This is a genomic window from uncultured Oscillibacter sp., assembly GCF_947654275.1.
Taxonomy (GTDB): domain Bacteria; phylum Bacillota; class Clostridia; order Oscillospirales; family Oscillospiraceae; genus Oscillibacter.
The window spans coordinates 14762-40838 of the sequence record NZ_CANTJS010000005.1 but is presented as its reverse complement, the minus strand read 5'-3'; the positions used below and the strand labels follow the sequence as shown (position 1 = coordinate 40838).

Sequence of the window (26077 nt, the reverse complement as noted above, 5' to 3'; positions counted from 1 at the left end):
CCCCATGGGGTCCCTTCGGCCGGGCGGCTTTGTGAAAGGCTTTCTTGGCTGCCGGGCCGCTTCGCTGAAGAACAGGGAGGGGGCCGGGCTATCGCTTTAATAGAGAAATTACAGCAGACATCAGAATCCCCGGCAGGCGGGCCGGCCAAGAACCGCCGCCTTCGGCGGCCCTTTGCTCGTAATTTTGAAGATTGCTATAGATCAGGACAGCTCTGCCTGACCGGTGTAGAGCTGGTAATACCTGCCCCGCTGGGCCAGGAGATCCTCGTGGTCTCCCCGCTCAATGATTTCCCCCTGCTCCAGAACCATGATGGCCCGGGCGTTGCGGACGGTGGACAGCCGGTGGGCGATGACGAAGACCGTCCGGCCCGCCATAAGGCGGTCCATGCCCTTTTCGATGATTTTTTCCGTCCGGGTGTCGATGGAGCTGGTGGCCTCATCCAGAATCAGAACCGGCGGGTTGGCGCAGGCGGCCCGGGCGATATTCAGCAGCTGCCGTTCCCCCTGGCTGAGACTGCCGCCGTCGCCGGAGAGCTCCGTCCGATAGCCCTGGGGCAGACGGCGGATGAAGGCGTCGGCTCCCGCCAGGCGGGCGGCGGCCTCCACCTCCTCATCCGTGGCGTCCCGGCGGCCGTAGCGGATGTTGTCCGCCACGGTGCCTGTGAACAGGCGGGTGTCCTGGAGCACCACGCCCAGGGACCGGCGGAGGGACTCCTTGGCGATGTCCCGGATGTCGATGCCGTCATAGGTGATGGTTCCGCCCTGGATTTCGTAGAACCGGTTGATGAGGCTGGTGATGGTGGTTTTGCCCGCGCCGGTGGAGCCCACGAAGGCGATTTTCTGCCCCGGCTTGGCAAAGAGAGAGATGTCATGGAGAATGGTGCGGTTTTCGTCATAGCCAAAGACCACATGGTCAAAGCGCACGTCGCCCCGGAGGGGAACCAGGGTCCCGTCGGGCTTCATCCAGGCCCATGCGTTGGTGTCCCGGTGCACCCGGGTGACCGCGCCGGTCTCGTCCGCCTCTGCCCGGACCAGCCGCACCCTGCCCTCGTCGGACTCCGGCTGCATCTCCATGATTTCGAAAATGCGCTCCGCGCCGGCCACGGCGGAGAGGATGGTGTTCACCTGCTGGGAAATCTGGGTGACGGGCTGGCCCACCTGCCGGGTATACTGGAGGAAGGCCGCCAGGTCTCCCAGCCGGAAGCTGCCGCCGTGAATGGCCAGCATGGCCCCCACGCAGCAGGTGACGGCGTAGTTGACATAGTTCAGGTTGCCCATGGCGGGCATCATGACGCCGGCGTAAATCTGGGCCCGGGCGCCCGCCTGACGGTAAGCGTCGTTCCGGACGCGAAAACCCTCCTTCGCCGCCTGCTCGTGGTTGAACACCTTGATGACCTTCTGGCCCTCGATCATTTCCTCAATATAGCCGTTGACCTCCCCCACGGCCTTCTGCTGGGCCGCAAAGTAGCGGCGGCTGCGGGAACCCACGTGCTTCACCACCAGCAGCATCACCGCCAGGGTGGCGAAGGTGATGAGGCTCAGCAGGGGACTGAGGACCAGCATCATCAGAATGGTGCCGGTGAAGTTCAGCGTGCAGGAGACGAGACTGCCGAAGCTGTTGTTCAGAGCCTCGGAGACGGTTTCAATATCGTTGGTATACCGGCTCATAAGTTCGCCGTGGGTGTGGGCGTCGAAGAATTTCAGGGGCAGGTCCTGCATTTTCCCGAAGAGCTCCGCCCGGATTTTCGCCACGGTGTTCTGGGAGATGTGGACCATGATGCGGGCATAGCCGAAGGAGCAGGCGGCGCCGGCGATATACACCAGGGCCATCAGCGCCAGCATCCTGGCAAGGCCCGGGAAGTCGCCGGGGAGGATATAATTGTTAATCAGGGGCTTGATGAGGTAGGACCCTCCCACGGTGCAGGCGGAGCTCACCACCAGCAGAACCGCCACCACAAAGAGCAGCGCCCTGTACCGGCCCAGATAGCCCATCAGCTTTCCCAGGGTGCCCCGGAAATCCCTGGGCTTTCGGAAGCCGCCGGGACCGTGGGGACCGTGCTTGTGTTCAGCCATCAATGCTCACTCCTTCCTGCTGAGACTGCCAGACCTCCTGATAAATGGCGCAGGTCTTCATCAATTCGTCATGGGTGCCCTGGGCCGCGATTTTTCCGCCGTCCATCACCAGAATCATGTCCGCGTCCCGGACGGAGGCCACCCGCTGTGCGATGATGAGCTTGGTGGCGTTCCCCAGCTCCCGGGCGAAGGCGGCGCGGATTCTGGCGTCTGTGGCGGTGTCCACGGCGCTGGTGGAGTCGTCCAGAATCAGCACCTTGGGCTGCTTCAGAATGGCCCGGGCGATGCAGAGCCGCTGCTTCTGCCCGCCGGAGACGTTGACGCCCCCCTGACCCAGGTCGGTGTCCAGACCGTCGGGCATCCGCTCCAGAAATTCGTCGGCGCAGGCGGCCCGGCATGCGGCCTGAAGCTGTTCTTCCGAGGCGTCGGGATTGCCCCAGAGGAGGTTTTCCCGGATGGAGCCGGAGAAGAGGGTGTTCTTTTGCAGCACCATGCTCACAGCGTCCCGGAGTCGCTCCATGGTGTACGCCTGAACCGGCCGGCCCCCCACGGAGACCGTGCCCTCCTGGGCCTCATAGAGCCGGGGAATCAGGGAGACCAGGGAAGTTTTGCCGCTGCCGGTGCCCCCCAGAATGCCCACGGTGGCTCCGGCGGGGATATGAACGGTTACATCCTGTAATATCCATTCCGTACTGTCCGAATTGTATTTGAAGGAAACGTGGTCAAAGTCGATGCTGCCGGTCTCCACAGCCACAGGGCCGCTTTCGTCCCGGAGGGCCCCGCCGTCGTCCATGGCGGGCCGCTCCTCCAGTACCTCCGCCACCCGGCGGCCGCAGGCGATGGTCCGGGTCAGCATCATGAAGATCATAGAAACCATCATCAGGGACATCATGATTTGGCTGATATAGGTGAAATAGGTGATGAGCTTTCCAGCCTCCAGGTCGCCGGAGTAGACCATACGGCCGCCGAACCACATGACGGCGATGATGGTGCCGTAGACAATCAGCATCATCACCGGCATGTTGATGACCACCGCGCCGAAGGCCCGCTGGGAGGTGTTTTTCAAATCGTCGTTCCGCTCAGCAAATTTCTCCCGCTCATAGTCCCCCTGGACGAAGGACTTCACCACCCGGATGCCCGCCAGATTTTCCTGAACCACCAGGTTCAGCCCGTCGGTTTTCTCCTGAAGGGAACGGAACATGGGCCCCACCCGGGTCAGGATCACAATGACCACAACCAGCAGCAGCGGCAGAGCCACCAGAAAGACATTGCTCAGCCGGTAGCTGATGCGGATGGAGAAGAACAGGGCGGACACCAGCATCACCGGAGCCCGGACCAGCAGGCGCATGGACATCATCAGGGACATCTGGAGATTGTTCACGTCGTTGGTGAGCCGGGTCACCAGGGAGGCGGTGGAAAATTTCTCAATATTGGAAAAGGCGAAGGTCTGAATATGCTCGTACTCCGCCCGGCGGACATTGGCGCCGAAGCCCTGGCCCGCCACCGAGGAAAACACAGCGCTGCCCAGGCCGAAGGCCAGGGACACCAGGGCCATCGCCACCATCAGGGCCCCCTTGCGCAGAATATAGGCCTGGTCGCCGCCGGCGATGCCAACGTCCACAATGTCGCTCATCACCAGCGGAATCAGCAGCTCGAAAACCGCCTCCATGGCGCTGCACGCCACACCGGCCAGAATCCAGGGCGTGAAGGGCCGGGCATGGGGCCACAACTTTTTCAGCATAGTGTCTGATCCTCCTCAAGATTTTGAATGACGCGCTCCAGCAGACCGGGCAGAAGGGCCCGCTCCTCATCGGTAAATCCCCGGAGCATCACCTGTTCCACCTCCAGAAAGCTCTTCCGGAACAGCGCCTGCTGCTCCGCGCCCTTTTCCGTCAGCGTAATCAGGCGGCTGCGGGCGTCGCTGCCGCTGACGGACCGGCGCACAAAGCCCTTTTCCTCCAGCCGGTCCAGCACGCCGTTCATGGTGGAGGGCTTCACCCGCCGCAGACCCGTCAGCTCCCGCTGAGAGGCCTGCCCGCCCCGGCAGTGCAGATAGAGCAGCACGTGGGCCTGAACGGGGGTCACGCCCCAGCGGGACACCCGGTTGTCCATGCAGGCCTTGGAGAGCTGGGCGACATGGCCCAGCAGGGGGCCAAGGCCGTTGTTTTTCGAATCCATGGAAAAGCCTCTTTTCCGTTTTTTCGCGCTTTTCTGCGCTTTTTGTGCTTTTCGCGGGCCTGTGTCCTTCTGCGCGTCTGCCCGGCGTCCGGGGGACCCGGCTTGGTTAGCCCGCTAAAGGTTAGCGCGCTAAATATTAACACATTCTACAGGTCCTGTCAAGGGCGGGACGGCCCTGAAAGTTTGAACATAGTTTGAATATTTTATGAATGAACAGGCCTGTTTCCGGCCGCTTGTAAACTAATTGTGAATGTTCCGAGAAAGCGGTTGACATTTCTGTGGCCTGCCGCTATGATAGCCTCATCAAGCGAAACCGCTTGTTTGACCCACACCATTTTCCCTCTCCTTTCTCTTATCTATAGGAAGGCGGGCAGTCCGAACGGGCTGCCCGCTTTCCGTCCTGTCCGGTTTTTTTCGGCAGACCTGTCCGGCGCGGCCAGAGCCGCCGGTCTCCGAGGCCCGTTTTCGGGCTTTGGGGAAACTGCCGGGAAATTGATACAATTTGACGCCAAATTTTTAACAAATTGTTTCGACTTTTTTTGACAGTCTTCGTCTATAATAAAGACGGGAGTCTGTTTGCCCCGGCGGCAGCGCGGGGAGCAAGCGGAATCTGCTGCGGAGAGGTTTGCGTGAGGCCGGAGACGGCGGAGAGGCGGAGCATAGATGGCGGGAAAGCGGGAGAAGAAAGCGGGAAGGAGACCGGGGGCCCTGGCGGTGGTCATGGCGGCCATGCTGGTCCTTGTGAGCACCGAGGGTTCCAGAGGGTCGGCGGTGAGTTCGCCTGTTTCTCCTTTGGAGGAACCGGCGGCGCTTTTAAGGACGGAGAAACCGGCGGAGGTAACCGGGCCGGCGGCCCCCCTGTCGGAGGGGCCCCTGCCGGAGGAAGAAGGGGAAACGGAGGAGCCGGAGAGGACGGTTCCCGCGGGACCGGTGCCGGAGTCGGAGCCGGCGGCGGATACATATTTCGACGGCGCGGTGTTCCTGGGGGACTCCAGGACCGAGGGCTTTTACCTGTACAGCGGTTTGAAAACCGGGCAGTATCTCTATGCCGTGGGGGCCACGGTGGAATCCGTGTTCTCAAAGCCCGTCTGGGACCGGGGGACAGAGAAGGTTTCTCTGCTGGACGCCCTGGCGGAGCTGGACTGCCGCCGGGTTTACCTGATGCTGGGGGTCAATGAACTGGGCTGGTCGAAAATCGAGAATTTCCATGACCAGTATGCCCTGGTGATTGACCGCATTCGGGAGGACCACCCGGAGGCGGAGATCGCCCTCCAGTCCATTCTGCCTGTCAGCTCCCGGCAGGAGGCGAAAGGGACCTATGTGAACAACCGGCGCATCGAGGCGTATAACCAGGTTATCGCCGCCCTGGCGGAGGAAAAGGGCTGCGCCTTTGTCAACGTGGCGGAGGCCGTTACCGGCGAGGACGGCTGCCTCCCTGCCAACCTGAATTTTGACGGGGTGCACCTGAATCCCGCAGGCTGCCGCATCTGGCTGGATTACCTGCGGACCCATACGTTCTGAGTTCGGCGGCGGCGGCGCAGAGGCGTCTGCCGCCGCCTCTGCCGGAGCCCGCCGGCGGACTGTGACGGCCTCCAAAGGGACTTTTGTAATTTCTTCCGTTTTTGCAGGAAAAAACTATTGAAATGCGGGAGGATATGCCGTAGAATAAACAAGTATGCCGCCGGTCTGCGGGCTTTGCCGCCGCCGGACGGAGAGGGAGGGACGCCATGCGTGTCATTACGGGCTCCGCCAGGGGCCGCCGTCTGAAGGAGCTGGAGGGTCAGGAGACCCGTCCCACCACCGACCGGGTGAAGGAGGGGCTGTTCAGCGCCCTGCAATTCGATATCGAGGGAAGAGACGTCCTGGACCTCTTTGCCGGAACCGGACAGCTGGGCATCGAATGCCTCAGCCGGGGCGCGGCCTCCGCCGTCTTCGTGGACCGGCGGAAGGACGCCGCGGGGCTGGTGCGGGAGAACCTGGCGCTGACGGAGCTCCAGGACCGGGCGCGGGTTGTCTGCGGAGACGCCCGGGATTTCATCACCCGGACCGGGGAGCGCTTCGACCTGATTTTTCTGGACCCGCCCTATGAGTCGGACTGGCTGGAGGAGCTCCTGGAGCGGATCGCCGCGCCGGGGTTTGACATTCTTCGGCCTTATGGTATAATCGTAGCGGAACATCCGGCGGAAAAGACGCTGCCGGTTCTGCCGCCGCCGTACCGCCTTCTGCGGACCTACCGGTACGGCAAAATCGCCGTGACCCTGTTCCGGCGGGACGAAATGAACAAAACGAGGAATGACCCATGAAGACAGCCATCTGCTCCGGCAGCTTTGACCCCATTACCTTGGGCCATCTGGACATCATCCGGCGGGCCGCCGCCTGCTTTGACGAGATATGGGTCTGCGTCAGCCCCAACGCGGAAAAGCGGAATCAGATGTTTTCCCCGGAACGGAAGCTCCAGATGGTGCGCCTGGCCGTGGAGCCCCTTCCCAATGTGAAAGCCGAGCTATGGCCCGGCCTGCTGGCGGATTTTGCCGCCGCCCACGGGGCGCAGGCCATTGTCCGGGGGGTCCGGGGGGTCTCGGATTTCGACGGGGAGTATCAGATGGCCCAGATTAACCGGGGGCTGCGCCCGGGACTGGAAAGCCTCCTGCTGCCCGCCAGCCCGGAGTACCAGCATTTCAGCTCTTCCATGGCCCGGGAGATGATCCGCTACCGTCAGCCTCTGGAGAAATATCTGCCCCCGGCCATCATCCCTCTGGTGGAGGAGCTGAGGAAAAGGGAGGAGGAACACCATGGCCAATGACGTCAACCGCCTGATTGATCTGCTGTATGCCCGAATTGAAGAGGCCCGGGCCCCAACGCTGAAGCCCGGCATGCGGATTGTGGATGCCGAAGAGATGCTGGACCTGCTGGACGAGCTCCGGGCCCAGCTGCCCATGGAGATCAAGCGGGCCCAGGACCTGCTGGCCGCCCGTGAGAAATTTGTGGAGGACGCCAAACGGGATGTGGAGCGCATGATGCGTCAGGCGGAGCTGGAGGCCAGGACCAAGGTCTCCGAGAGTGAAGTCATGTATGCCGCCAGGGAGCGGGCCCGTCAGATTGTCAGCCGGGCGGAGGAGCGGTCCCGCCAGCTCTACCAGGTGGCCAATGAGTACGCCGAGGACGCCCTGGCCCGGACGGAGGAGGCTGTGCAGGCCGCTCTGGACGAGGTGAAGCAGTCCCGGATGCGTTTCCGTACGGCCTCCAGCACGAAAATGCAGGAGCAGCGGGAGAAGCTGGAGCAGAAAAATCCCACGGAGGACGGGAAACGCTGATTTGAAATTTTGTAAAAAACGCCGAAGCCGGAATTGAAATATATGGAAGGCTCTATAGATATAGGCCATAAAGCCCTAAAAAACCCCTTGTTGGCACAAAATATTGTGTCAACAGGGGTTTTTTGTGCGCAGAGGGGGTAAAGAAAAACGGTAGAACAGATGTTTTATTTTGCAGATATCGAGCGATAATTGGCGAAAAACCCAGCTTTTCCCCTGTTTTCTGTCGAAAAAAAATCCTTGCTTTTCCCGCGATATTTTCGTATACTCAAAAGCATAGGTGGGGAAAAGTGGGTGATTGAGACACATAAGTGGGACCAAACCCCATCCTGTCCCAAAAAGAGGGGAAAGGGGGCGGCTCCATGGCTAGACTGCTGGGGAAATCCAATAACAGCATTGACGCCAAGGGCCGGCTTGTGATTCCCTCCGCCATGCGGGAGGCCCTGGGCGATACTTTTTATATCACCATCGGCGCGGAGCACTGCCTGACAATCTACCCTCAGGCCAAGTGGGAGCAGATGTCCGACGAGATGGACGAGCTGCCCTATACCGAGGCCAGGGCTCTGACGCTGCTGTATGCCAACGCCGTCCAGTGCGAGCCGGACGGACAGGGGCGGGTGCTGATTCCCTCCAATCTTCGGACCTACGCGGGGCTGAAAAAAACCTGCACCATAGTGGGCCTGAATACGTTTGCGGAGATTTGGGACGAGTCCGTCTGGACCGAGCGGGAACGGAAGATGCTGGAAGAGGGGGATATGGCCGCGGCCATGGACGCCCTGGCCCGCGCCAGAAGGAACAAGGGGTAAGATGGAATACACACACAAGTCCGTCCTGCTGGACGAGTGCATAGAGGCGCTGAACATCCGCGCCGGAGGAACCTATGTCGACGGCACCCTGGGCCGGGCGGGGCATTCCCGGGAGATCGTCCGCCGCCTTGACGGCGGCCGGCTGATCTGCATAGACCGGGACCCGACCGCCATCGCCGCCGCCAGAGAGCGGCTGGCGCCCTGGATGGACCGGGTGACCCTGGTCCACAGCAACTTTTCGGAGCTGGGGGAGGTCCTGCGGCAGACGGAGGCCGGCGAAGTCGACGGAATGCTCTTTGACCTGGGGGTGTCCTCGCCGCAGTTGGACGACGCATCCCGGGGATTTTCCTACATGCAGGACGCGCCGCTGGATATGCGGATGGACACCGCCGAGGCGCTGACGGCCCGGACGGTGGTCAATGAGTGGAGCGGGGAGGAGCTGCGGCGCATCCTCTATGAATACGGCGAGGAGCGCTATGCCCCGGCCATTGCCAGGGCCATTCTCCGGAGAAGGGAGACCCGCCCCATTGAGACCACCCTGGAGCTGGTGGATATCATCAGGTCCGCCATGCCTCCCGCGGCTCTGCGGGAGAAGCAGCACCCGGCGAAGCGGAGCTTTCAGGCCATCCGCATCGCGGTCAACGGCGAGCTGGACGCTCTGCCCCCCATGCTGCGGGCGGCGGCGGCGGGACTGGCTCCCGGCGGACGGCTGGCCGTCATCACCTTTCACTCCCTGGAGGACCGCATCGTGAAGCGGACCCTGCGGGAGCTGTCTCAGGGCTGCACCTGCCCGCCGGGCTTTCCCGTGTGCGTGTGCGGCAAAAAACCGGTTCTGCGGCTGCTGAAGCCCAGAACGCCCGGCCCCGCAGAGGTGGCGGAGAACCCCAGGGCCCGCAGCGCGCGGCTTCGGGCGGCGGAGAAGCTGGATCCCTTCGATCTCTGAGAACAGGCATTTTCAGGCGGACGGACAGGCACACCGGCGGAGCCGTCTTTATTTATGGATTGTTGAGTTGTTTGGAAGGTATGGATGAAACAGGAAGGGAGTGGCCTCTATGACCTCAGCTGGGCGAGACCCGCGGTATCGCGGGGAACAGGCCGTCGGGGGAAGTCTAGCCTATGACTTGGACTGGGCGGTTCGGGAACGGGAGCTGCGCCATGCCGGCGAGCTCCCCAGAAAGAAAAACCAGGCCAAGGCGGCGCCCAAGGTCCACGCCGCGCCTCATGTTCAGGTGCGGGAACGGCAGTATGTGTCTGCCATGGCGGTGCTGGGGGTGGCGGTGGTTGCCGCTCTGGCGGTGCTGGTGTTGCTGCACTATGTGCAGCTGACTCTGCTGGCCGCCGATACGGCGGCGCTCCGGAAGGAGCTGGCCGCGCTGGAGACGGAGAATGTGGTTCTGACAGCTCAGTATGAGCAGATGTTTGATATGGCTTCCGTGAAGGAGGCGGCGGCCGCCGCCGGCATGAGGAAGCCCAGCGCCAGCCAGATCTGTCCTCTGGACCTCTCCGGGGGAGACAGTGCGGTGGTTTACCAGAAGGAAGAGCCCGGCTTTTTCAGCCGACTGCTCTCGTCTCTCCATGGCGGCGTTTACGCGGTAGTGGAATATTTTGACTGACTGCCGCACTACAATGGACTGACGCGGTCTCTCTCCGCCAGGGCGAGGGGGGAACGCTGCGGTGGGGAGTGAGAAGGGACTTCTTGCTCCCCCGTTTCCGTCTCAAAGCGGCGCGCCGGTCCCTTGCGGTTTGCCCCGGCGCGAACCGCTCCGGCGCCGTCAGGCGTGACCAGTTTAGGAGGAATGATTCATGGCGAAGCAGCCCTTACGGCAAACTGAATCCAGCCAGTCCCGCAGAAAGAGCGACGCCGCCCGGCGGGCCAATCAGGTCATCCGGGGACGGACCCTGCTGCTGATGGGCGTGCTGGGCATCGTCACCTTCTCACTGCTGTTCTGGCGGCTCTGGGATCTGCAGATCAACCGCCACGAGGAAATGCAGGACCGCGCAGTGAGCCAGCAAACGCTGAAAACCACGGTGACAGCCGCCCGGGGCACCATCTACGACCAGAATCATAACGTCCTGGCCATCTCCGCCACGGCGGAGACGGTGATTTTGAATCCCCTGCTGCTGAACCAGTTTGTGAGCAGCCAGAAGACGGCCCAGGAGGAAAACGCCCGGCGGGCCGCCGAGAGGGGCCGGAGCTACACCCCGCCCAGGCTGCTGGACGAGGCGTATGTGGCCCAGGGACTCAGCCGCATTCTAAACATTGACCAGGAAAAAATAGAGGAGCGCATGACGAGGACCTATTCTCAGTACGAGATTCTCCGGAGCAAGCTGGAAAAGGACATGGCCGACGAGGTCCGGCGCTTTCTCAACGGGGAAATCGACGAGAACGGAAACGAGGTCCCCAAGGAGGACCAGCGGGCCATTACCGGCGTGTCCCTCACCCCGGACTCCAAGCGCTATTACCCCTACGACACCATGGCGGCCAATGTCATCGGCTTTGTCAACTCGGAAAACAACGGCAGCGTGGGCCTGGAAGCCAAATACAACGGGGACCTCTCCGGCGCGGCGGGCATGACGGTCTCCGCCAAGGTCAACCGGATCAATCAGCCCCTGCCCTTTCAGTACTCCCAGTACTTCGACGCGGAGAATGGGAACGACCTGCTGCTGACCCTGGACATCAACGTACAGATTGCCCTGGAGAAGGGCATTGAAAGCATGCTCAGCAAATATGACGCGGCCAACGGAGGCACCGGCATCGTCATGGACGTGAATTCCGGGGCCATTCTGGGGATGGCCTCCTACCCGAATTACGATTCCAACAGGGGCGGCACCCTGTATGATGAGAAGCTGAAGGCCAAGCTGGAGAAGACCCTTCTGGAGCTGGAGGAAAAGCGGACGGACTTTGCCAGCGAGGAGGACTATGACAAGGCGGTGGAAGATACCAGGTCCAACGCGGTCAAAACCCAGTGGCGGAACAAATGCATCGACTCCACCTATGAGCCCGGCTCCACCTTCAAGCCCATCACCCTGGCGGCGGCGCTGGAGGAGGGGGTCATCGACATGAGCTCCACCTTCAACTGCAACGGTTCCGTCATGGTCCAGGGCTGGGATAAGCCCTTCAACTGCTCCCGGGGCGCGCCCGGCCACGGACACCAGATTCTGAAGGAGGCCGTGGGCAACTCCTGCAACCCGGCCTTCATCAACATCGGCCTGAAGATCGGCACCCAGACCTATTACAAATACCTGAAGTCCTTCGGCCTGATGGAGAAGACCAATGTGGACATGATCGGTGAGGTCCAGGGCATTTTCGCCAAGGAGAAGGAATTCAACTCCAACGTGGTTTCCCTGGCCTCCTACTCCTTCGGCCAGACCTTCAACGTCACGCCTCTGGAGCTGATTCGGGCCCAGGCGGCCTGTATCAACGGCGGCTATCTCTACGAGCCCTACGTGGTGGAACAGGTGCTGGACAAAGAGGGGAATATTGTGGAGCAGCACGAGTCCACCCCCATCCGCCAGGTCATCAGCGAGGAGACCTCCGCCAAGGTGCGGGAGTGCCTGGAGTATGTGGTGGCCTCCGGCACCGGGAAAAACGGCCAGGTGGCGGGCTACCGCATCGGCGGCAAAACCGGTACCGCCGACAAGACCGGAACCAAAACGGCCTCGAATCCCAAGGGCGACATCGTGGTGTCCTTCATGTGCTTTGCCCCGGCGGACGATCCCCAGTACATCATGCTGCTGACCATGGATACCCCCAGCCGTACCACGGGGACCTTCCCCTCCGGCGGCAACATGGTGGCCCCCACCGCCAGCCAGATTATGAGCGAGATTCTGCCGGACCTGGGCATCAGCCCCAACTATACCGCCGAGGAGCTGGCGGGGGCCGACGCCGCCGTGCCCTATGTGGTGGGCGAGACCCTGGAGAGCGCCAGGGCCCGCCTGGAGGGCGCGGGCTTCTCCTGCCGCACGGTGGGCAGCGGGGATACCGTCACCGACCAGACCCCCGCCGGCGGAGCCATCGTGCCCAATAACGCCTCCATCGTCCTCTACCTGGGCGCGGAGAAGGCGGACGGCATGAGCACGGTGCCCAATGTGGTGGGCAAGACCGCCTCCGAGGCCAACACAGCCCTGACCAACGCGGGCCTGATTATGCGGGTGACGGGCACCACCAGCACCGGTTCCGGCAACGTCCACGCCATTACCCAGGACAAGGCGGAGGGAACGGAGCTGGCTCCCGGCAGCGTGGTCACCGTCCGGTTTGGCGACAGCTCGGTTCGGGATTAAGCGCCAAAGCACATTTTGCCGCTAAAGCACATTTCACCGCTAAAGCACCTTTTGCAGTTTATTTGACAGGATTGGCCGTATACTTTGCGAATCACTCCGTTTATAATAGCCGTGACAAACAGATGGGAGGTTTTCGATATGAAGCTCAAAGAATTGCTGAAGGGCTGGGAATTTTCTGCCTGTGAGGCGTATGTTCTGGAGCTGGAGATTACTGGCGTCAGCTGGGACTCCCGAACGGTGCGGCCTGGAGACCTTTTTGTGGCCATGACCGGCTTCGCTGCGGACGGCCACCGATTCATCCCACAGGCTATGGAGGCGGGGGCGGCGGCGGTGCTCTGTCAGGAGCGCCTGGAGGACACGGCTATTCCCCATGTGCGGGTGCCGGACAGCCGCCGCTGCCTGGCAGTCATTGGAGCGAATTTCTTCGGCCACCCGGCAGAGTCCATGACCATGATTGGCGTCACCGGCACCAACGGAAAGACCACCACCACGTATCTGCTGAAGGCCATTCTGGAGGCCCGGGGCAAAAAGGTGGGATTGATCGGCACCAATCAGAATATGATTGGCTCAGAGGCGCTGCCCACGGAGCGGACCACGCCGGAGTCCTTTGAGCTTCAGGGACTCTTCGCCCGGATGCGGGACGGGGGCTGCACCCATGTGGTGATGGAGGTCTCTTCCCATGCCCTGGCCCTGGACCGGGTCTATGGCGTGGACTACGACGTGGGGGTTTTCACCAACCTGACCCAGGACCATCTGGACTTCCATCAGACCATGGAGGCCTATTGCGACGCCAAGGCCCTGCTGTTTCAGCGCTGCCGCACCGGCGCGGTGAACGCGGACGATCCCTGGACTCCCCGCCTGACAAAGAACGCCGCCTGCCGCCTGCTGACCTATGGAGAGAGCGGGACGGCGGAGCTCCGGGCGGAGGATGTGGAGCTGGGGGCGGACCACGTGGCCTTTACGGCGGTGTATCAGGGAACGCGGACGCCGGTTCGTGTGAACATCCCCGGCCGCTTCATGGTGTACAATACCCTGGATGTGCTGGGGGCGGCCCTGGCCCTGGGGATTTCCCTGGAGGAGAGCGCCGCTGTGCTGCGGGCGGTTCCCCATGTAAAGGGACGGGTGGAGGTGGTCCCCACACCCGGAAAGGACTTCACGGTTTTGATTGATTATGCCCACAGTCCCGACAGTCTGGAAAATGTGCTGCGGTCGGTGCGGGACTTTGCCGCGGGACGCACGGTGGCCCTGTTCGGCTGCGGCGGGGACCGGGACAAAACGAAGCGGCCCAGAATGGGCCGGGCCGCCGCTGAAAACGCGGATTTCGTCATCGTCACCACCGACAACCCCCGGACGGAACGCCCGTCGGACATCATCGCGGAGATTCTGCCGGGGCTGGAGGGGACCCAAACGCCCTATACGGTGGTGGAGGACCGGGTGGAGGCCATCCGGTGGGCCATGGACCACGCCGGACCGGGGGACGTGGTCGTCCTCTGCGGCAAGGGCCACGAGACCTACCAGGAGGTGGGCCATGAAAAACGCCATATGGACGAGCGGGAGATTGTGGCGGAGCACCTGAAAAAGACGACCTGAGAAAAGGGCGGAGAGAGGGAGAGGCATGGAATATACATCATTGCTGCTGGCGGCGGGCATCAGCTTTGCCCTGACGCTGGTGATTGGGCGGTTTGTCATCGCTGAGCTGAGGAAGCTCAAAGCCGGCCAGGAGATTCGGAAGGACGGACCCTCCTGGCACGCCGGCAAGGCCGGCACCCCCACCATGGGAGGGGTGATGTTCATCATCGGAACAGGCGTCACCATTTTCCTTCTGGGGTGGGAACAGATGCTGGAGGGGCAGTTTGCCCATCTGTACGTCTATCTGTTCGCCCTGATCTTCGGGCTGATCGGCTTTGTGGACGACTACCGCAAGGTCCGCCAGCACCAGAACGAGGGGCTTACCGCCCGGCAGAAATTTCTGCTGCAATTGGCGGCGGCTGTGGTTTTTTTGTCGCTGATGCGCTATGAAACCCTGCTGACCAACCGGCTCTATGTGCCGTTTCTCAATGTGAGCTTTGCAATTAACTGGATTGTGTACCTGATGTTCGCGGCCTTTGTGATTGTGGGGTGCGTCAACGCCGTAAACCTCACGGACGGCATCGACGGCCAGGCCACGGGGGTCACCTTTGTGGTTATGGCGTTCTTCACCTGCGCCGCCGCCCTGTGGAAGCTGACGCCTCTGGCGCTGTTTCCGGCGGCCCTGGCGGGGGGACTGGCCGCCTTTTTCCTGTACAATCACCACCCCGCCCAGGTTTTCATGGGGGACACCGGCAGCCTCTTCCTGGGGGGCGCGGTGGCGGCCCTGGCCTTTGCCATGGATATGCCCCTGATTCTGATTCCTGTAGGCGTCGTCTACATTGCGGAAACCCTGTCGGACATCATTCAGGTGGGCTATTTCAAGCTGACCCACGGCAAGCGCTTTTTCAAAATGGCCCCCCTGCACCACCATTTGGAGCTTTCTGGGTGGAGCGAAGCGAAGCTGGTGACGGTGTTTTCCGCTGTGACGCTGGTCTTCTGCGTGCTGGCCTGGCTTGGAATTCAGGGCCGCTATTGACGGTCCCCGGTTTAAACGGAAAGGAGGGAGATGCCCATGGGCGCACAGAGCGGCGCGGCGCGCCGGCGGCCCGCGCCTCAGAGGACGCCGGAGCCTGCCCGGCGGAGTCCCCAGTACGGCGGACAGCGGAGGCCGGACTATGAACGCCGCCGCCCCCAGCAATACGCGCCTCCGGGCTATGCGCGGAAGCGCCGGATCCTCAGCCGTGAGGAAATCCAGCGCCGGGAGGAGGCCCGCCGCCGGAAGGAGGAGCTGATCCGCCGCCGGAAGGAACGGGAGGCGGAGAGCCGGGAGCTGGCCAAGGGCCCCATCGACCTGCCCTTCTGTCTGCTGGTGATGCTGCTGACGGCCATCGGCCTGGTGATGCTGCTGTCCGCCAGTTTTCCCTCCGCCTATTACGAGGCCCGAACCCAGGACCCCCTTTACTACTTCATCCGTCAGGGCATCTTTGCCACCGGCGGAACGGCGGCGATGTTCTTCATCGGAAAAATCAACTACCAGCGCTTTGAGGGAGTTGCGAAATTTCTGATGTATTTTTCCATCGTCCTTCTGGTATTCGTGCTGATTCCCCACAACCCCTTCGCCATCACGGTGAACAACGCCACCCGCTGGCTGGGCATCAAGGGAACGCCCGCCCAGTTCCAGCCCTCCGAGGTGGCGAAGCTGGCGGTGGTGCTCTACTTTTCCGACAGTATTTCCAAGAAGATGGATAAGATGCAGTCCTTCCGCTACGGCATCGCCCCCTATGTGATGATTCTGGGCGTCACGGCGGGTCTGGTGGCCCTGGAGCCCCACCTGTCCGGAGCGGTTCTGATTCTGGGCGCCGGCGCGGCGCTGATGCTGGTGGGCGGCATAAACTGGGGCTGGGTGGTGGCCGCCATCGGCGCTGCCGCCGGCCTGCTGTACTTCGCACTGTTTGTAATTGGCTACAACGCTTCCCGCATCCAATATTGGCTCAATCCCTGGGCGGATATGCAGAACAAGGGGTATCAGCTCTCTCAGAGCCTGATTACCATCGGCTCCGGGGGCCTGCTGGGCGTGGGTCTGGGGAAGAGCCGCCAGAAATTCCTGTACCTGCCCGAGGAGCACAACGACTTTATCTTTGCCATCATCTGCGAGGAGCTGGGCCTGGTGGGGGCCACGGTGATTATGCTGCTCTTTGCGGCGCTGATTCTCCGGGGCTACTGGATTGCCCTCCACGCCCGGAACCGCTTCGGCAGTCTTCTGGCGGTGGGCGTCACCACCCTGGTGGCGATGCAGACCTTTTTGAACATCGGCGTGGTGACGGGCCTGCTGCCCACCACCGGCATCTCCCTCCCCTTCTTCAGCTACGGCGGAACGGCCCTGATGATACAGCTGGCGGAAATGGGCATTGTGCTGTCGGTCTCCCGGCAGATGAAGCCCACCCGGGCGGGATAGAGAGAAGACCCTTCCCCGCAGGGGAGACGCCGCGGCTGTATCCCGGGGAGAGGCGGCGGCGCGCTGCCGCAAACATGATTGAATGGGAGGCGCTTGTATGCCAAAGCCATTGCGGCGGGTGATTTTCACCTGCGGCGGCACGGCGGGCCACATCAACCCGGCCATTGCCCTGGCCCAGCTCATGGCGGAGCGGGACCCCGGGACGGAATTCCTCTTCGTAGGGGCGGAACGGGGGCTGGAAAAGGACCTGGTGCCCAAGGCGGGCTATGAGTTCCGGACGGTGCACATCTCCAGCTTTCACCGTTCCCTCAGGCCCCGGGAGCTCCGGCATAATTTCATCTCTGTCTATAACCTCACCCGGGCCCCTGGCGAGGCCCGGCGCATCCTGCGGGAGTTCCGGCCCGACGCGGTCATCGGCACCGGCGGCTATGCCAGCTATCCCATTGTGAAGGCCGCCGCCAGGGCGGGCATCCCCACGGCGGTTCACGAGTCCAACGCCGTGCCGGGGCTGACTACGGAGATGCTGGAGCCCTACGCGGACCGGATTATGGTGGGCTTTGAGTCCTGCCGGAAGCACTACCGGCATCCGGAAAAGGTCGTGGTCACCGGCACGCCGGTGCGGGCGGATTTCTTCGCCCAGACAAAAGAGGAGGCCAAGAGGAGTCTGGGCCTGGACGACGGCCGGCCTCTGATTGTCTCCTTCTGGGGCTCCCTGGGGGCCGCGGGCATGAACGGCCAGATGGCGGAGTTCATGGCCCTGGAGGCGGCGAAGCAGCCCTTCCGCCACATCCACGGCGCGGGGAAGCAGGGCTGTGCCCGGATGCGGGCCCGGCTGGAGGAGAAGGGCGTGGACCTGGAGGCCTGCCCGGCCCTCCAGCTGCGGGAATATATCTATGATATGGCCCCGGTGATGCGGGCGGCGGATCTGGTCATCTGCCGGGCGGGCGCCTCCACCATCAGCGAGCTGACGGCCCTGGGGGTCCCGGCGCTGATGGTTCCCTCCCCCTACGTCACCAACAATCACCAGGAAAAGAACGCCCGGGCCCTGGAGGAGGCCGGGGGCGCGGTGGTGCTGACGGAGCCTGCATGCTCCGGGGCGGCGCTGTTCCAGGCCGCCTGCGGCATCCTCCACGACGAAAGGCGCCGGGAGGCCATGGAGCGGGCCATGTCCGCCCTGGGTATCCGGGACGCGGCGGAACGGATTTATCAGACTGTTCTGGAGATTGAGAAGTAACCACGGCGTTTCCCTGCCCATAGGATGGATTGTGAACCATTCTGTTGAGCGGAGGGAAACGGTATGAGCCAGCTATTCATCAGAGGCGGCGGCAGGCTGCGGGGCGAGGTGACCGTCCAGGGGGCAAAGAACAGCGTCCTGCCCATTCTGGCGGCGACGCTGCTGACGGGGGACACGGTGGAGCTGCGGGGCTGTCCCCGCCTCCGGGACGTGGACGCTTCCGTCCGGATTCTGGAGTCCCTGGGCTGCGAGGCCCATTGGGAGGGCGGCTGCCTGTCGGTGGACACCGCAGGGCTGAAGGGATGTGAGATTTCCGACAGGCTGATGCGGGAGATGCGCTCGTCCGCCATCTTCCTGGGGGCCATTCTGGCCCGGCAGGGACAGGCGGAGCTGAGTTACCCCGGCGGCTGTGAGCTGGGACCCCGGCCCATTGACCTGCACCTCTCGGGCCTGCGGGACCTGGGAGCGGAGATTGACGATGCCGGCGGCACCCTCTATTGCCGGGCTTCCCGGCTGAGGGGACGGGAAATCGTGCTGAGCCTGCCGTCCGTGGGAGCCACGGAGAACCTGATGCTGGCGGCCTGCGGCGCATCCGGCGTCACCACCATCGCCAACGCCGCCCGGGAGCCGGAGATTGTGGACCTTCAGAATTTCCTGGTCTCCTGCGGCGCGAGGGTCTCGGGGGCCGGGACCTCGACGGTGGCCGTTGAGGGCGGGCAAAAGCTCCACGGATGTACTTATACGGTGATGCCGGACCGCATTGCGGCGGCCACCTATCTCTGCGCTGCCGCTGCCGCCGGCGGGGAAATCTTCCTGCGGAACGCCAGGGAGGAGCACCTGTCCACCGTTACCGCGATCCTGCGGGAGGCGGGCTGCGCCGTCTCCGCCGATGCCGCCGGCATCTCCTGTTCCGCAGGGGAACGGCTCCAGGCGGTGCGGCCTGTGCGGACGGCCCCCTATCCCGGCTTCCCCACCGACGCCCAGGCGATTTTAATGGCGGCGCTGCTGCGGAGCCGGGGGGCCACGCTGTTTGAGGAAAACATCTTTGAAAACCGCTACCGCCATGTGGATGAGCTCACCCGCATGGGGGCCCATATCCGGGTTTCCGGCCGGGCGGCGGTGGTGACGGGGGTGGACGCCCTCCACGGCGCGCCGGTGCGCTGTACGGATCTCCGGGGCGGGGCGGCGCTGTGCGTGGCGGCCCTGGCGGCGGAGGGAGAGACCCGGATCTCCGAAATCTGCCACATTGACCGGGGCTATGAGGATATTGCCCGGGATTTGCGGGCCCTTGGCGGGGACGCGGTTCGGGTCTGAGGAACTGAGAACCTGCATTTATAGCCGGGGAATGCTGGATGGGCGGAGATTTTTCCTGTCAGACAAGGAGTTCTTTTGCGCCCGCCGCAATCCTGATGGATTGCAAGGGAAATCGACGCGGTATGGCGGGAAAAAGACCGTTCAGACAGCGTTCAGCGGTTGTGAATACAGGTTCTAAAAAACGGCGGACATCGCCGCCGGAAGGACGCCCCCAACAAAGGGCGGGGAAAGAAACGGGAAGACTGGAGCTGCGGGCATGGCGAGACGGAAACATTCCAAACGGAGGCGGAGACGGGGAAGCCTGGGCTTCCTTTATAAGCTGCTGTCCGTCGCGGTGATCTGCACCGCCATAGTCCTGGCGCTGACCCTGTTTTTCCGGGTGGAGACCATCACCGTCAGCGGCCAGCGGCGCTACACCGAGGACCAGATTCGGGAGGCCAGCGGCGTGGAGAGCGGAGACAATCTGTATCTTCTGAACAAGCACGAGGTCGCCGCCCGCATCACGCAGGCGCTGCCCTATGTGGAGAGCATCCGCATCAACCGGAAGCTGCCGGATACGCTGCGCATTGAGGTGCGGGAGTGCGGCCCCCCTATGGCCCTGGTTCAGGACGGCTTCGCCTGGCTCATCAGCCCCCAGGGCAAAATTCTGGAGCAGGCGGAGGAGAGCGCCGCCGGCGGCTACGCCTCCATTACCGGCTGTCAGCTGCTGGCCCCGGCGGTGGGGGAGTCCATTGCCCTGGCCACGGAGTACGCCGCCCAGCAGTCCAGCCTGGTGAACCTGCTGGGGGCTCTGGAGGAAGCGGGCCTTACGGAGGAGGTGGACGGCATCCGTCTGGATGACCTGTCCTGCCTGAACATGGATTACGCGGAGCGCTTCACCGTGCGGATGGCTTACGGCGCGGACTACGGCCTGGAGCTCCAGAAGCTGACCGCCGTTCTGGCCAGCGAGAAAATCCAGAGCAACATGACCGGAACCATCGACATGCAGCTGGACAGCGAACGGGTGCTGTTTTATCAGAATGTCCGCTGAGAGCGGAAAATCCCAGGACGTGCACTTGTTTTTTTGAGAATTTCCGTCGAAAAGTCAATACAACACTTGACCGGAACGAAAAAGTGGCTTACAATGAGAAGAGATATTATGTTGCGTGCATCGGGCGAGAAGCAGGAAAAAACAGGAAATTGAAGACGAATGCTCCCCGTTCATACAAATGACAGCAGGAGGCAGCACTATGGCATTTGGTTTGGAAACCGGCCCCGATACCGTGGTCAATATTAAGGTCATCGGAGTAGGCGGGGCTGGGAACAATGTAGTAAACCGCATGGTCCGTTCCGGCACCAAGGGCGTGGACTTTGTGGCGGTGAATACGGATAAGCAGGCGCTGAATGTGTCCAGCGCTACTTATAAAATTCAGATTGGCGAAAAGCTGACCCATGGCCAGGGGGCGGGGTCGGACCCGGAGGTGGGCCGCAAGTCTGCCGAGGAGAGCCGGAACCAGATTGACAAGGCCCTTGAAAACACGGATATGGTATTTATCACCGCCGGCATGGGCGGCGGCACCGGCACCGGCGCGGCTCCCATCGTGGCGGAGCTGGCCAGGGAGAAGGAGATTCTGACGGTGGGCGTGGTGACGAAGCCCTTCGGCTTTGAGGGACGCCGCCGGATGCAGCAGGCCGAGGGCGGTATTGAGGAGCTCAGGACCAAGGTGGATTCCCTGGTCATCATTCCCAACGAGCGGCTCAAGCACGCCACAGACCAGAAAATCACTTTTGCCAACGCCTTTGAAATTGCCGACGACGTGCTGCGCCAGGCGGTGCAGTCCATCTCGGACCTGATTCGGGACACCGGCTTTATCAACCTGGATTTCGCAGACGTCACCGCCGTTATGAAGAACGCCGGCCTCGCCCATATGGGCGTGGGCCGGGCCGCCGGCAAGGGCAAGGCGGAGGAGGCCGCTAAAATGGCCATTTCCAGCCCCCTGCTGGAGACCAGCATCAACGGGGCCCGGGGCATTCTGATCAATGTGGCGGGCTCTCCGGACATCGGCCTGGAGGAGATCGACCAGGCGGCGCATCTGGTTCAGTCCGCCGTCCACCCCGACGCCAACGTCATCTTCGGCGCTACCTTTGACGAGACCCTGGACGACGAGATCCGGGTGACGGTGATTGCCACCGGCTTTGACAAGGAGCCCGGCCAGCTTCCCGGTACGGCGGAGACGCCGGCGGAGGAGCAGGAGAAGACCGCCGGCGCGCCGGAGCTCAAGCCCTTGACGGAGGAGGACATCCCCAAGGAAGAGGACCCCTATGATGTGATTTTCAAAATTTTCAACAAGCGGGACTGAGCATCCCAAGAGATTCCATGGAAAACTTCGGAGGACCCTGGAGGCTTTTGCCTTCGGGGTCTTTTTCCGTTTCCGGGGCCGCCGTCTGAAGCCCATGGGCGGCGGCTCGTTGGCGGCCCGGGGCGACCGGAAGGCAGACGCCTCCATGGAGGCGCTGCCGCTTTTTGCTTGTGCTGAATTTTCTCTTTCCGCAGATGATAGAATCCGACGCGCATGAAGCCGTTTAGAAGCCGCCGCGGTTGAAGGGGGCAGACGCTTCTTTTGGACCCCGCGGCAGACTTCGCAGCCCCCACGCGAAAAAATCCGGACGGCGGACTGGCCGCTGTCTGAAACCGGTTTTCAAGTGTGCCGGTTCTGCACCGGATATATTTCAGGAGGCTCCGGCGCGTTTCTGTATGCATAACCGTTGAACACTGGCTGAGCGGTTTTTTCCTGCCATGCCCCGTCGGGTTTCCCTGCAATCCGTCAGGATTGCCGCGGGCCGCGGAAAATATCCCTGTCCGGCAGGAAAGATTCTCGCACACCCGGCGTCTCCCGACTATGAATACAGGTTTTTAAAATCCGGACCGGAGTCTAAAAAATCCTGTGTTTATGGCGGAATCCGTCCGGTGATTTCTAAGAAAGGGGTGATTTGATTGTATGGACCCTCAAAAATCGCAAAACAGGTTCTGCGAGGCGGGGCGGCCCTGCTGCTGGCATGTCTGCTCTGCGCCTCCATGCCGGTAAGGGCTGAGTCGGCCCGGATGCTGGTGCCGGTAGGGCACACGGTGGGCATCAAGCTGTTTTCCAGGGGCGTGCTGGTGGTCAGGCTCTCCGAGGGCGGAACGCCTGCCCGGGCCTGCGGCCTTCAGACCGGCGACGTGATTGTAAAATGCGGCGGCACCGCCGTCACTTCCACAGAGCAGTTTCAGACGCTTTTGCAGGAAGGCGGAGCGAAGGGAGCCGCGGACCTCCAGGTCCGCCGGGACGGCGGCAGCGTGACGCTGTCCGTGGAACCGGAGCAAAACGACCAGGGCGTTTACTGTATTGGCGCCTGGATTCGGGACAGCATGGCGGGCATCGGCACTATGACCTATTATGACCCGGCCACCGGCGCCTTCGGCGCTCTGGGCCACGGCATCACCGACACGGACACGGCCATGCTGATGCCCTTCTCCAACGGCGCCATCCTGCCCTCCACCGTCAAGGCGGTGAAGCGGGGCGAGGCGGGAGCCGCCGGAGAGCTCCGGGGAGATTTTGACCTGAGCCGGGACGTGGGAACCCTGTACGCCAACACCACCAGCGGCATTTTTGGAATTCTGGAGACGCCGCCGGAGGAGGAAGCGGTACCGGTGGGAACAGCGCTGCCCGGCCCGGCGGTAATCCGGGCCAACGTCCGGGGAGATGAGGTCCGGGAGTACCGTGTGGAGATTCTGAAAGTGGTCTCCGGCTCCGCCGACGGGCGGGATCTGGTTCTCTCGGTTACGGACCCGGAGCTTCTGGCCGCCACCGGCGGCATCGTGCAGGGGATGAGCGGCAGCCCGATTCTTCAAAGCGGAAAGCTGGTGGGCGCGGTGACCCATGTTCTTTTAAACGATCCCCAAAAAGGGTATGGAATTTTAATTGAAAATATGCTGAAAGCGGCGGAGAGCGGCGCGGATTAAGAACCTGTATTCACAACCGTCGAACGCTGTCTGAACGGCCTTTTTCCTGCCATACTGCGTCGATTTCCCTTGCAATCCGTCAGGATTGCGGCAGAAAATCTCCTTGTCTGGCAGGAAAAATTCCCGCCCATCCAGCATCCCCCGGCTATGAATACAGGTTCTAAACCCCGGGGCCGGAAGACGCCGGACAGGCAGGGAAAATTTTTCCGAAAGCCCTGACGGGTTTTAAAAAGAACCGGTTTGACGGGAGAGCCCTGCCCGGACGGCCTCCGGCAGCTGTGAACCCAGGCAGAGAGCCCCGGGCAGAAAAAGCACCCGCGTTGATGGCGTTCATCAAGCGGGTGCTTTTCCTATGTATGCGGAAGGGCGAAAGACTGTGTCTGCCGCCAGCTACAGAAGCCTGGGAACCGGCCGCGCCAGGAAGCACTGGCTGAAGCGGCCGCTTAGGACCTCCAGGGCCCAGCGGGCCCCGGCCTCCTCCCGGAAGAGACCGAACACCGAGGGGCCGGAGCCGGACATGGCGGCGCCGAGGCCGCCGCAGCGAAGCAGGACGTCCTTGATGCAGTCAATTTCCCGCCGCTCCTCTGCCTCCAGAACCGTCTCGAAGACGTTGCTGATCCGGCGGGCGATGGCCTCCAGGTCCCCCGCCGCCAGGGCGGCGGCCATGCCGCCGGCGTCAGGCCGGGACTCCAGGCGCTCCAGCCGGAGCCGGGCGAACATCCAGGGCGTGGGCAGGTCAAAGTCCGGCTTGCAGATTACAAAATGGCAGGGAGGGAGAGGCGGCAGGTCCGTCAGAAGCTCCCCCCGGCCCTCTGCCAGGGCGGTGCCGCCCCGGATGCAGAAGGGTACGTCGCTGCCCACAGACAGACCGATCTGCTCCAGCCGGTCGGGGGAGAGCCGGGGGGCGCAGTTCTCCCGCAGCAGCCGCAGCAGAGCCGCCACATCGGCGCTGCCGCCCCCCAGACCAGCATAGGCCGGGATTCGCTTCTCCAGCCGGACCCGAAGCCCCGGCATGGTCTGTTTCGTATGGAAAAAAAAGGCCTCCGCCGCCCGCTGTTCCAGGGTGACGGTCCCCGCTGGAAGGTCCATGCCCCGGGCGGAGATGGCGAAGCCCTCCCCTGTGTTCTCCAGGGTGATTTTGTCGCAGATACTGACGGTCTGCATGACCATGCGCATCTCATGATAGCCGTCCGGACGGCGGCCCAGGATATCCAGGGCCAGGTTGATTTTTGCCGGGGCGGACTGGGTCCAGATTGCCATATGGGCAGGCTCCTTTCCTCGGTATGCTGCCGGGGGATTCCCGGCGGAACAGGGATGGGTCATTCCGGCAGCTCCATTTCCGCCTCCATCCCCACGAAGCCGTAAGCCTCGTACAGAGGGCGGCCCATGGCCGTGGCGTCCAGGGAGATGGCGGTGACGCCCCGGCCTCTGGCGTCCCGGACCAGCAGGTCCAGGGTGCGGCGGGCTATGCCCCGCCGCCGGTAGTCCGGGTCGGTATACATATTCATGATGTAGGCCTTCTGCCCGGTGGGATTGTGGTAGGTGGGCAGGACCTCAAAGTAGCTGACGCCTCCCGCCCCCACAAGGCGGTCCCCGTCGTACACCAGGTAGGCGGTGTGGGTCCCTTCCCTCAGCGCCCGCTGATAATACCGGCGGGATTGGGCCGTCAGATCGTCCAGAGCGGCGTCCTCGGGCAGGCTGTGAACCGCCCGCAACACCATGATGCGGGTCCTTGTCAGCAGCTCCGTGTCCCCGATTTCCGCTTTTTGATAGCGCAGTTCCATTTGACTCAGCTCTTTCTGCGAATGCCTCGCGTTTCTCTCAAGGGGCGCGCCCGGATGTGAGCGGGCCCTAAGAACCTACATCTATAGCCGCAGGATGCTGGACGGCAGGAAAAAGCCCTTCGGACAGCGTGCGGCGGTTGTGAATACAGGTTCTAAAAGCCCATTTCCGCCAGCTCCTGAACCAGGGCGGTATAAAAGACCTCTGCCGAAAACACGGCGGGGCGGCGTCTCCGGCTGTCCACGCTGTCCTGATGGGAGATGCCCGCGAGAGTGCCCCGGTAGCGGCCCCAGACGGCGGATTCCGGGGCGACCAGACCGTCGGTAGGGCCGTCGGCCCTGGTCAGCCAGAGCTGGGCCCGGTCCATCAGGTCCCAGCCCGCCTGATCCAGACGGGCTCCCCAGCTTTGATAGTACACCAGAGGGCTGTCCGGGTTTTCCCGGTTAAAGCGCTCCATTGCGTCCGGCGTCAGGGCGGCCAGGGCCCGCTCAAAGTCCGGGGACTGGTCTCCCGCCAGCCTCCAGCCGGTTTCCAGGGCCCGGCCCGCCAGCTTGCAGAGGACCTTCCGCCGCAGCCAGACGGCAGCCGCCTGGGACCCGTGGTGAGGGGTGCAGATGGTGGTGAGCGAGGCGACGCGGGGAGCCATGCCCAGGGAGGAGATGAGAAAGCGGGCTTCCAGTCCGCCCTTGGAGTGGGCGATGAGGTTCAGCTTTTCGCAGCCCTCCGCCGTCAGGATTTCCCGCGCCCTGCGGCGCAGGGCCAGGGCGTTGTCCTCAATGCTGCCCACGGCGTCCTGTCCGCTGAGATACACCCGGGCCCCCTGGGCACGGAGGATGTCCGGCACCTGGCCCCAATAGCTGGGGCCGCAGTCATCCCGGCGGTTCAGTCCGTGAATCAGCAGAATCGGGTAGCGGGTGCGGCAGTCCGGCATGAGGAGCTCCTTTCATCGGCCTTGGAAACGGTACAGCATCAGTATAACACAAACGAGGCCGGAAAAAAAGCGGCAGAGCACAGAAAAGACTGTCCTCTTACGCATTTTATCAGGAGGGGGTGGCGGTGTAGGGGGCGGGCTCTGTCCTGCCCCGTCTTTCA

Annotated in this window: 22 protein-coding genes; 16 read left to right on the top strand and 6 right to left on the bottom strand. The window is 62.8% G+C overall.

Going from position 1 to position 26077, the window contains the following annotated elements:
• Nucleotides 1–201: 201 nt before the first annotated feature.
• From Q0063_RS02420 to Q0063_RS02410, 3 genes are read right to left on the bottom strand one after another with little or no spacing between them, the layout of a single operon-like run.
• Nucleotides 202–2073, bottom strand: coding sequence for an ABC transporter ATP-binding protein (locus Q0063_RS02420; protein WP_297870383.1), 1872 nt, complete (start codon nt 2071–2073; stop codon nt 202–204).
• Nucleotides 2066–3814, bottom strand: coding sequence for an ABC transporter ATP-binding protein (locus Q0063_RS02415; protein WP_297870382.1), 1749 nt, complete (start codon nt 3812–3814; stop codon nt 2066–2068). Before Q0063_RS02415 ends, Q0063_RS02420 begins: the two co-directional genes overlap by 8 nt.
• Nucleotides 3808–4251: a MarR family winged helix-turn-helix transcriptional regulator gene (locus Q0063_RS02410; RefSeq protein ID WP_297870381.1), complete on the bottom strand. Its 444-nt coding sequence runs from the start codon at nt 4249–4251 to the stop codon at nt 3808–3810. Before Q0063_RS02410 ends, Q0063_RS02415 begins: the two co-directional genes overlap by 7 nt.
• 663 nt (nt 4252–4914) lie before the next feature.
• Here Q0063_RS02410 and Q0063_RS02405 point away from each other — a divergent pair.
• The 16 genes from Q0063_RS02405 to spoIVB all read left to right on the top strand — a co-directional run bounded on the left by Q0063_RS02405 (nt 4915) and on the right by spoIVB (nt 23203).
• Nucleotides 4915–5772, top strand: coding sequence for a GDSL-type esterase/lipase family protein (locus tag Q0063_RS02405; protein WP_297870380.1), 858 nt, complete (start codon nt 4915–4917; stop codon nt 5770–5772).
• 206 nt (nt 5773–5978) lie between these two features.
• Nucleotides 5979–6554, top strand: a complete 576-nt coding sequence (gene rsmD / locus Q0063_RS02400; protein WP_297870379.1) for a 16S rRNA (guanine(966)-N(2))-methyltransferase RsmD — start codon at nt 5979–5981, stop codon at nt 6552–6554.
• On the top strand, nt 6551–7054 hold the full coding sequence (coaD, locus tag Q0063_RS02395; protein WP_297870378.1) for a pantetheine-phosphate adenylyltransferase: 504 nt from the start codon (nt 6551–6553) through the stop codon (nt 7052–7054). Before rsmD ends, coaD begins: the two co-directional genes overlap by 4 nt.
• Nucleotides 7044–7565, top strand: coding sequence for a hypothetical protein (locus tag Q0063_RS02390; RefSeq protein WP_297870377.1), 522 nt, complete (start codon nt 7044–7046; stop codon nt 7563–7565). The genes coaD and Q0063_RS02390 overlap by 11 nt, the downstream gene beginning before the upstream one ends.
• A gap of 359 nt (nt 7566–7924) precedes the next feature.
• Nucleotides 7925–8368: a division/cell wall cluster transcriptional repressor MraZ gene (gene mraZ / locus Q0063_RS02385; RefSeq protein WP_297870376.1), complete on the top strand. Its 444-nt coding sequence runs from the start codon at nt 7925–7927 to the stop codon at nt 8366–8368.
• A gap of 1 nt (nt 8369) precedes the next feature.
• Nucleotides 8370–9311 (top strand): 16S rRNA (cytosine(1402)-N(4))-methyltransferase RsmH, encoded by a 942-nt coding sequence (rsmH, locus tag Q0063_RS02380; RefSeq protein ID WP_297870375.1) that lies wholly within the window; start codon nt 8370–8372, stop codon nt 9309–9311.
• Nucleotides 9312–9489: 178 nt separating this feature from the next.
• Nucleotides 9490–9981, top strand: coding sequence for a hypothetical protein (locus Q0063_RS02375; protein ID WP_297870374.1), 492 nt, complete (start codon nt 9490–9492; stop codon nt 9979–9981).
• A gap of 190 nt (nt 9982–10171) precedes the next feature.
• Nucleotides 10172–12649, top strand: coding sequence for a penicillin-binding transpeptidase domain-containing protein (locus Q0063_RS02370; protein ID WP_297870373.1), 2478 nt, complete (start codon nt 10172–10174; stop codon nt 12647–12649).
• 138 nt (nt 12650–12787) lie between these two features.
• A complete protein-coding gene (locus Q0063_RS02365) occupies nt 12788–14239 on the top strand; it encodes a UDP-N-acetylmuramoyl-L-alanyl-D-glutamate--2,6-diaminopimelate ligase (RefSeq protein WP_297870372.1) in 1452 nt (483 codons plus the stop codon).
• Nucleotides 14240–14264: 25 nt separating this feature from the next.
• Nucleotides 14265–15254, top strand: a complete 990-nt coding sequence (gene mraY / locus Q0063_RS02360; RefSeq protein ID WP_297870371.1) for a phospho-N-acetylmuramoyl-pentapeptide-transferase — start codon at nt 14265–14267, stop codon at nt 15252–15254.
• A gap of 36 nt (nt 15255–15290) precedes the next feature.
• Entirely contained in the window at nt 15291–16673 is a 1383-nt protein-coding gene (gene ftsW, locus Q0063_RS02355) for a putative lipid II flippase FtsW (protein WP_297870370.1), read from the top strand.
• A gap of 97 nt (nt 16674–16770) precedes the next feature.
• Nucleotides 16771–17907 carry an undecaprenyldiphospho-muramoylpentapeptide beta-N-acetylglucosaminyltransferase gene (gene murG, locus Q0063_RS02350; protein ID WP_297870369.1) on the top strand — a complete coding sequence of 379 codons (1137 nt, stop codon included), beginning with the start codon at nt 16771–16773 and terminating at the stop codon, nt 17905–17907.
• 63 nt (nt 17908–17970) lie between these two features.
• Nucleotides 17971–19221: a UDP-N-acetylglucosamine 1-carboxyvinyltransferase gene (murA, locus tag Q0063_RS02345; protein ID WP_297870368.1), complete on the top strand. Its 1251-nt coding sequence runs from the start codon at nt 17971–17973 to the stop codon at nt 19219–19221.
• 256 nt (nt 19222–19477) lie between these two features.
• Entirely contained in the window at nt 19478–20251 is a 774-nt protein-coding gene (locus Q0063_RS02340) for a cell division protein FtsQ/DivIB (protein ID WP_297870367.1), read from the top strand.
• A gap of 199 nt (nt 20252–20450) precedes the next feature.
• A complete protein-coding gene (gene ftsZ, locus Q0063_RS02335) occupies nt 20451–21560 on the top strand; it encodes a cell division protein FtsZ (protein ID WP_297870366.1) in 1110 nt (369 codons plus the stop codon).
• Nucleotides 21561–22195: 635 nt separating this feature from the next.
• A complete protein-coding gene (spoIVB, locus tag Q0063_RS02330; protein ID WP_297870365.1) occupies nt 22196–23203 on the top strand; it encodes a SpoIVB peptidase in 1008 nt (335 codons plus the stop codon).
• A gap of 390 nt (nt 23204–23593) precedes the next feature.
• On the opposite strand, the gene ispE is transcribed toward spoIVB, so the two are convergent.
• The 3 genes from ispE to Q0063_RS02315 form a co-directional block, all read right to left on the bottom strand.
• Nucleotides 23594–24463 carry a 4-(cytidine 5'-diphospho)-2-C-methyl-D-erythritol kinase gene (gene ispE, locus Q0063_RS02325; protein WP_297870364.1) on the bottom strand — a complete coding sequence of 290 codons (870 nt, stop codon included), beginning with the start codon at nt 24461–24463 and terminating at the stop codon, nt 23594–23596.
• 59 nt (nt 24464–24522) lie between these two features.
• Nucleotides 24523–24987, bottom strand: coding sequence for a GNAT family N-acetyltransferase (locus tag Q0063_RS02320; RefSeq protein ID WP_297870363.1), 465 nt, complete (start codon nt 24985–24987; stop codon nt 24523–24525).
• Between the two features lie 152 nt (nt 24988–25139).
• Nucleotides 25140–25916 (bottom strand): triacylglycerol lipase, encoded by a 777-nt coding sequence (locus Q0063_RS02315; RefSeq protein WP_297870362.1) that lies wholly within the window; start codon nt 25914–25916, stop codon nt 25140–25142.
• Nucleotides 25917–26077 lie beyond the last annotated feature (161 nt).

Coding starts and splice junctions, on each gene's coding strand:
- rsmD (WP_297870379.1), top strand. CDS start 5,979: ATGCGTGTCATTACGGGCTCCGCCAGGGGCCGCCGTCTGAAGGAGCTG.
- rsmH (WP_297870375.1), top strand. CDS start 8,370: ATGGAATACACACACAAGTCCGTCCTGCTGGACGAGTGCATAGAGGCG.
- ispE (WP_297870364.1), bottom strand. CDS start 24,463: ATGGCAATCTGGACCCAGTCCGCCCCGGCAAAAATCAACCTGGCCCTG.
- Q0063_RS02340 (WP_297870367.1), top strand. CDS start 19,478: ATGGCGAGACGGAAACATTCCAAACGGAGGCGGAGACGGGGAAGCCTG.
- coaD (WP_297870378.1), top strand. CDS start 6,551: ATGAAGACAGCCATCTGCTCCGGCAGCTTTGACCCCATTACCTTGGGC.
- ftsZ (WP_297870366.1), top strand. CDS start 20,451: ATGGCATTTGGTTTGGAAACCGGCCCCGATACCGTGGTCAATATTAAG.
- Q0063_RS02370 (WP_297870373.1), top strand. CDS start 10,172: ATGGCGAAGCAGCCCTTACGGCAAACTGAATCCAGCCAGTCCCGCAGA.
- mraY (WP_297870371.1), top strand. CDS start 14,265: ATGGAATATACATCATTGCTGCTGGCGGCGGGCATCAGCTTTGCCCTG.
- Q0063_RS02315 (WP_297870362.1), bottom strand. CDS start 25,916: ATGCCGGACTGCCGCACCCGCTACCCGATTCTGCTGATTCACGGACTG.
- Q0063_RS02365 (WP_297870372.1), top strand. CDS start 12,788: ATGAAGCTCAAAGAATTGCTGAAGGGCTGGGAATTTTCTGCCTGTGAG.
- Q0063_RS02320 (WP_297870363.1), bottom strand. CDS start 24,987: ATGGAACTGCGCTATCAAAAAGCGGAAATCGGGGACACGGAGCTGCTG.
- Q0063_RS02420 (WP_297870383.1), bottom strand. CDS start 2,073: ATGGCTGAACACAAGCACGGTCCCCACGGTCCCGGCGGCTTCCGAAAG.
- ftsW (WP_297870370.1), top strand. CDS start 15,291: ATGGGCGCACAGAGCGGCGCGGCGCGCCGGCGGCCCGCGCCTCAGAGG.
- Q0063_RS02415 (WP_297870382.1), bottom strand. CDS start 3,814: ATGCTGAAAAAGTTGTGGCCCCATGCCCGGCCCTTCACGCCCTGGATT.
- mraZ (WP_297870376.1), top strand. CDS start 7,925: ATGGCTAGACTGCTGGGGAAATCCAATAACAGCATTGACGCCAAGGGC.
- murG (WP_297870369.1), top strand. CDS start 16,771: ATGCCAAAGCCATTGCGGCGGGTGATTTTCACCTGCGGCGGCACGGCG.
- Q0063_RS02390 (WP_297870377.1), top strand. CDS start 7,044: ATGGCCAATGACGTCAACCGCCTGATTGATCTGCTGTATGCCCGAATT.
- Q0063_RS02410 (WP_297870381.1), bottom strand. CDS start 4,251: ATGGATTCGAAAAACAACGGCCTTGGCCCCCTGCTGGGCCATGTCGCC.
- Q0063_RS02405 (WP_297870380.1), top strand. CDS start 4,915: ATGGCGGGAAAGCGGGAGAAGAAAGCGGGAAGGAGACCGGGGGCCCTG.
- murA (WP_297870368.1), top strand. CDS start 17,971: ATGAGCCAGCTATTCATCAGAGGCGGCGGCAGGCTGCGGGGCGAGGTG.